The 1485-nt window shown below is 33.4% G+C and carries 2 protein-coding genes; one reads left to right on the top strand and one right to left on the bottom strand.

All coding sequences use genetic code 11. From position 1 onward, the window contains the following. Window positions 1-45: 45 nt before the first annotated feature. Window positions 46-654 carry a uridine kinase family protein gene (locus AC1DSL_RS18100; protein WP_477533311.1) on the top strand — a complete coding sequence of 203 codons (609 nt, stop codon included), beginning with the start codon at window positions 46-48 and terminating at the stop codon, window positions 652-654. Window positions 655-1199: 545 nt separating this feature from the next. Here AC1DSL_RS18100 and AC1DSL_RS18105 read toward each other — a convergent pair. After that, window positions 1200-1485, bottom strand: a 286-nt coding sequence (locus AC1DSL_RS18105) for a MarR family winged helix-turn-helix transcriptional regulator (protein ID WP_477533312.1), incomplete at its 5' end; no start/stop codon positions are given.

Here is a 1485-nt window from a genome sequence, read left to right on the forward strand (position 1 = left end):
AGAGAACTAACAAAAATAGTGAATAACAGAAGGTGGTGAATTAAGATGAATTTTAAAATAATAAAGGGTCAATTTAGTTCTTTCAAACAATTAGTAGATGGTATAAATGAAATTTCTAAAAAGCAATCTACACTCTTGATCGGGATAGACGGTTGTGGAGGTTCTGGGAAAAGTACATTTGCTGATAAAATAAAAGAAGAATTTTCTAATGTAACGATTGTTCATAAGGATGATTTTCACCTTCCTTCCTCTCAAATTATAAATACACATCCAACAAAAAAAGCTATTGGTGCTGATTTTGATTGGAAACGTCTTTTAAATCAGGTGCTGGAACCAATAAGCCATGAAAAAGAGGGACATTATCAACGGTACGATTGGGAAACAGATAGCTTAACAGAATGGCATACTGTTTCTGTTGGTGGCATTGTAATAATCGAAGGCGTATATTCTATTCGAAAAGAATTATCAGATAAATATGATTTCAAAATATGGGTTGATTGTCCAAGAGAAAAACGTCTTTCAAGAGGTCTCGATAGAGACGGAGAAGATGCCCGTGAAATGTGGGAAAATAATTGGATGATTTCAGAAGATATTTATGTGGAAAAACATAAGCCTAATGAAAGGGCTGATATTGTTGCTGATGGAACTAAGTAAAAGAGAAGTTTTTCAACTAACGGGTGCTTTACTTCAATAAGGAGTGAAGCCTTTTTTCATATTGAACTAACGTGGCAGTTTAGTTGAACAATCAAATCAAATAGAATGTATTTAAAAAGGGAGATACAGGTGAAATCAAGAATATTACTCTCGATGATGATTCTAAGTTTTTTTATCGTAATTACTGGTTGTAATTCTGAAGAAAAAAGCTATAAAGTATGGGYTGAACCTTCAACAAGCAGTCAAGAAACGATAGATTCAGCGATTAAAAGGCTTTCAGATGCCAAAGTCGATTTCATAATTGAAGACAATGGAAGTGTTTTAGTAAATGAGAAGGATTTGAACAAGGCGGTAATATGTTGTTCTTAAATAGTTGAGTATATWACTTCAACAAGGAGTGAAGCTTTTTTTCTTATTGAACTAACGGGCAAGTTAGTTGAATAAGCTTTAGAAGTGTACAAATTAGTTTACTTTTATTGTTTATGGGGACTATGTATTTTTTATGTTGATGAATGTGCAAATAGTCCCATTTATAATCTCTATGATTACCAGACAGGTCTTAATCTCGTTGGTAATTTATCTCCATTTGCTTCATAAACTAATTTTGTTAAATCTTCTTTGAGCATTTGCAGGCGTTCAGCACCTATGTTTTCAATCCAACGTTGCTCAATCTCAGTTAGTATCTTCTCTTTTGCTTTCACTACTAACCAACCTCGTTCGGTCAAAACAATAATTTTACCTCTCTTATCAGTGGGATGAGCTTTGCGCATTACATAGCCACTTTTCTCAAGATAATCCACCATTTTACTCACAGCTTGCTTTGTAATTCCT

The organism is Paenisporosarcina sp. P4_D4, assembly GCF_056401835.1.